This is a genomic window from Methylobacterium sp. J-026 (genome assembly GCF_022829585.1).
Taxonomy (GTDB): domain Bacteria; phylum Pseudomonadota; class Alphaproteobacteria; order Rhizobiales; family Beijerinckiaceae; genus Methylobacterium.
The window spans coordinates 1-4,135 of sequence record NZ_JAKSYC010000186.1 but is presented as its reverse complement, the minus strand read 5'-3'; the positions used below and the strand labels follow the sequence as shown (position 1 = coordinate 4,135).

The 4,135-nt window shown below is 69.9% G+C and carries 3 protein-coding genes, 1 tRNA gene and 2 pseudogenes; 2 read left to right on the top strand and 4 right to left on the bottom strand.

Annotated features, from left to right (window positions below):
- From MKK69_RS17430 to MKK69_RS17415, 4 genes and pseudogenes are all read right to left on the bottom strand, one after another.
- Positions 1–400 (bottom strand): annotated as a pseudogene (locus tag MKK69_RS17430) (hypothetical protein); the annotation flags it as partial.
- Between the two features lie 694 nt (positions 401–1,094).
- On the bottom strand, positions 1,095–1,319 hold the full coding sequence (locus tag MKK69_RS17425; protein WP_243969845.1) for an alkaline shock response membrane anchor protein AmaP: 225 nt from the start codon (positions 1,317–1,319) through the stop codon (positions 1,095–1,097).
- Positions 1,320–1,380: 61 nt separating this feature from the next.
- The gene (locus MKK69_RS17420) at positions 1,381–2,127 is read right to left on the bottom strand and encodes a transporter substrate-binding domain-containing protein (RefSeq protein ID WP_243969843.1); all 747 of its coding nucleotides are present in this window, start codon (positions 2,125–2,127) and stop codon (positions 1,381–1,383) included.
- A gap of 124 nt (positions 2,128–2,251) precedes the next feature.
- Positions 2,252–2,328, bottom strand: a tRNA-Arg gene (locus MKK69_RS17415).
- A 156-nt stretch (positions 2,329–2,484) separates the two neighbouring features.
- On the opposite strand from MKK69_RS17415, the gene MKK69_RS17410 reads away from it, so the two are divergent.
- Together MKK69_RS17410 and MKK69_RS17405 are read left to right on the top strand one after the other, a co-directional pair.
- Positions 2,485–3,546, top strand: coding sequence for a DUF559 domain-containing protein (locus MKK69_RS17410; protein ID WP_243969841.1), 1,062 nt, complete (start codon positions 2,485–2,487; stop codon positions 3,544–3,546).
- Positions 3,543–4,135: pseudogene (locus tag MKK69_RS17405) on the top strand (hypothetical protein); the annotation flags it as partial. The gene MKK69_RS17410 and the pseudogene MKK69_RS17405, both read left to right, overlap by 4 nt.

Genomic DNA, 4,135 nt, shown 5'->3' with positions numbered 1-4,135 from the left:
AGATTGCGCCAGCCTGCGCGCCGATCCGCGCTGCATCGCCATAGGCCCCAGCCTGCCGCATCATCGCCCCGCGCCGTTCTATCGCCGACAGTAGCGTGTCGAGGGCATCGCCGCCCTGCATCGTCACGGCACGGGCGAGCTGTTGGTTGCGGGCGATGTCGGCTTGCCGACCGGCGGAACTGGCCGCGAGCTTGAGGCCGCCCATGGCCGCCTTGCTCGCCAGAGCCCCCGCGCCCGCCCCAGCGCCGCCGACCAGGGTCGCGACCCCCGGCAGCACGTCGGTGGCGCCCGCCGGCACCTCCCGCGGGGCGATGTCCCGGGCCGATGCGGCGCGCTGAGCCGTCTGACTGCCGCGCACCACGTCATTGTAGGTCCGATCGAACTGCGCTTCGCGCCCCACCGTCGAGGCGAGCTGCTGGGTCGGCTGAAGGCCCCGGACAGGTCGGAGTGCTGGTAGTCGCGGTCCTCGTCGTCCATGCCGATGCTCCAGGCCGCCCCACAACGAACTGCCCCAATGGTCCCGACCCGGGACGGCCACCTACCCAGCGTTGGCACAATCGGGCAATTGCCTTTCGCCATACAGCTCCCGAGCCGCGTTGCGTATCGGCTCGACCGCTGGTGAGATCGGACGCTCCCTCGCCCCGTGATCGGATCGGGACGGGGCCAAGCGTACAGAACCACAGGCGGCAGATGGTGGAGGCAAAGTAGTTTCAGCTTCGGCCGGGTTTTGGCGAAGCTGGCCCATAGCGCTCTTCCAGCTCGGCTCGCCCTGCATCGGTGATCTGGTACTCGGCGCTGTCCTTCTCGGGATCCGTCCGCCCGGTGGCAACTACAAGGCCGAGAACCTCCAAGCGACGCATGTAGGCGGTCACCGGATAGAAGCGTGCGCTAGTCTCAGAAAGCAGGCGGAGGCGGTACAGGCTGGCGGGCGGGAGCTTGTGCATCGCCAGGCAATGTACCAATCGACGGCTGCGAGGTCAGGCCCCGCTTTGAGCCTGCGCCACGCTGCTGAAACTGACTGGCCTGTCATGCCTTCCGCAGCCACGCCACCGGCCCGTCGCCGCTCTCCTCGATGAAGATGAAGCCGGCGGCTGTCAGTTCGGTCCCTTGTGCTTCCTGCTAGGCCGATCGCTTCGCCAAGCGAAGTAGCCGACGGCCAGCAGAGACAGGAATAGCCCCGTCCAGACGCCGCCCTCGGTCATCTTGGCGACGAACCATTCCCAGGGCGTCGGTGCGACCGGATCCTGCGACCAACCGACGGCCATCACGATGGTACCGATTAGAGCGAAGCCAAACAGGATCACGGTGGGAATCGGCATCAGCAGGCCTCTTCTCGCACCGCGCGGTGCCGCAAGCCTCCTTGACTGAAGAGCCAGTTGCTCATGGCGCGACCGGATCACCACGGAAGCCGCGGGCATCGAAGACGCGCCGGACGAAGCCCGTCTTTTTGGCTCCATCCAACCAATCGGTCACATAGGCAAGGGCGCCGGGCCGCCCCTTCGGCAGCGCAACAGCCACCTGCGTCCGCTGGAAGCCGCCCGTGACGATCCGCGAGCCCGGGACCTGCTGGACGACCGGCCGCAGCGTATCGCGCGACAGGGCGAAGGCTTCCGCCTGGCCGGCGCGCATCCGCTCCACGGCCTCGGCCACGGTCGGGACCGCCACGGGCTGCGTGTGCGTCAGAGTGCGGGCGGAGGCGCGGAACGTCGTGGTGCCGTCGATCGCCAGGACGCGGACGCCCGGCTGGTCGACCTGCGCGACGTCGACGATGCCCGAGGCGGCGCTGGCTAGGTAGGTACTTTCCAGATCGTAGTACCCTGGCCCGAACTCGAGCATCTGCCGCCTGGTCGCATCGACCGGCATGAAGCTTACGTCGATCGTCGCGGCCTGGAGCGCCGCGGCCGCGGCTCCCGAATTCGGGAACAGGGTCACGGCGAGCGGCAACCCAGCCTTCACGGCTAGGTCGGCACTCAGGTCGGCCGTGACGCCCTCGGGCTTCCCGTCAGCGGCGCGACTGACGAAGATGAGGCCGGGGGAGGGGGCCTCAATCAGGCCGACCCTGAGCGCGCCGGTCGGGGCGAGCTCGGTCTTTACAACCGCATCCTGAGCTTCGCTTGAGATCGTCATGCTGGCGATGAGGGCGGCCGCGGCGAGGAGCGAACAGGTGAGAGGTTCGAGCCGCCTGCTTCCGCAGTGCTTCCGCAGCCAATTCTCGACCACAGGGCACCGCCCTTTAAGTCATTCAAATGATTGGCGCACCCGACACGATTCGAACGTGTGACCTTTGCCTTCGGAGGGCAACGCTCTATCCAGCTGAGCTACGGGTGCTAGCCGCGCCGGTGTCCTAACCCAACCGCGCGGCCAGCGCAACGGCGCCGATCCGCCGCTCTTCGTCACCGGAGCGGCTGCGGCGGGGGCGGGGCTGTTCTCTGCCCTGATGCGACAACTAGAAGGTGTGGCGGCCGTAGCCAGAGGCGCCCGGCTGTGCTGAAACGGTCCGATGAACGGCGGCAGGGCGTGCAGGCGCCGACGGCGCGCCGGCAGCACGGCCTCGGTTTGCCCTTGACCATCCAGCACGGCACTGCGGCGCGGCCGCGGATCACGGCGGACGACGTGGCCCGGCGCATCGCCGGCCTCGGGCCGGGCGAGCGCCTCGTCGTCCTGGGCATCGGCCGCGCCGCCCTCGCCACCCTCGTGCGGGAGGGCAGCGACCGCGGCGCGCTGCTGGTCGAGGGCGCGGACCGGTCCACCGCCACGGCGCTCATCGACCGGATCCTCGACGACCTGGCCGAGCTGGCCCTCGACCGCTGGCCGCACTGGCACGGCGGCGACGCGTCCCTTACCCCGGTCACCGCCGATCCGTGGCTGAAGGCGGCGTCGAAGCGCGCCCGCCTCGGCCTGAGGCCGCGCTTCCGGACGCTGGGGCAGGATCACGAACTCCTCCGCCTCGCGCGGGCGATCGACCCCGCCGGAATCGTCCTGATCTGGGAGATCGATCCGGCCTCGGCGGCCCGCGCCCGCCCGACGATCGAGGCCCTGGAATGGTGCGGCCGGCATGGGGCCGCGGTGGTGGCCACCCTCGCCGCGGAGCCGCCCGAGACGGCGCCCTACGACCGGATCCTCTACGGCGCCCGCACCTTCGCCGCGGAGGACCGCCCGGCGGCGGAGCGCTTCATCCCGCCGGCCGGCGGGCTCCCGGCGAGCGCGATCGAGCGCCGGGTCGCGGCGGCGCTGGATCAAGATCCTGAACTCGCGGGCCTGTTCGTCTGCAACGCCCTGGTTCCGGTGGGCGCCTGGGGGGTGCGGCCGCGGGTCGACCTGCTGTGCCGCACGCGCCGCGTGGTCGTGGAACTCGACGGTCCCGAGCACCGGGCCGAGCCCAAGTTCGGCAACGACCGCCACCGGGACTACGAGCTGCTGACCGCGGGCTACCGGGTTCTGCGCTTGACCAACGATCAGGTCACGGCAGACCTTCCCCTGGCGATCGAGAAGATCCGCGCCGTGATCCGCCTCGGGCCCGGCGCGCAGGACGAGGTGAGCCGATGAGTGAGTCGCCGACGCCGCAGCAGGCCCTGCTCCTGTGGTGCCTCCTCGGCCGGGGCGGAACCGCCCTGCAGGGCACGCTCGTGCCGGAGGTCAGGAAGGCCGACCGGGAGGCGCTGATCGCGGGGCGCTATATCACGGTGGAGACGCAGGGGCGCGCGCTGCGGCTGACCGTCACCGACAGGGGCTGGAACTGGGCGGGGGGCCATCTGGACGCAGCCCTGCCGCCGGCCTTCCGGGTGCTGCAGGATTGGCTGGGACGAATCGCGGCCGATCTCGCGGCGACCGGGCGCCCCCTCGCGGACCTTATCGGACCCGTTCCCGACGCGCCGCCACCCGCAACGGCGCGCGCGCCCGCGGTCAAGTCCGCCAAGGACCCGAAGGCGTCGAAGCCGCCGAAGACGGCAAGTCCCAAGAAAACACCCAGCCCCAAGAAAGCGCCAAGTCCCAAGAAAACACCCAGTCCCAAGAAAACACCCAGTCCCAAGAAAACACCTAGTCCCAAGAAAACACCCAGTCCCAAGAAAACACCCAGTCCCACGAAAGCGCAAAGTCCCAAGAAACCGCCTGGCCCGAAGCAGCTCCGCGCCCG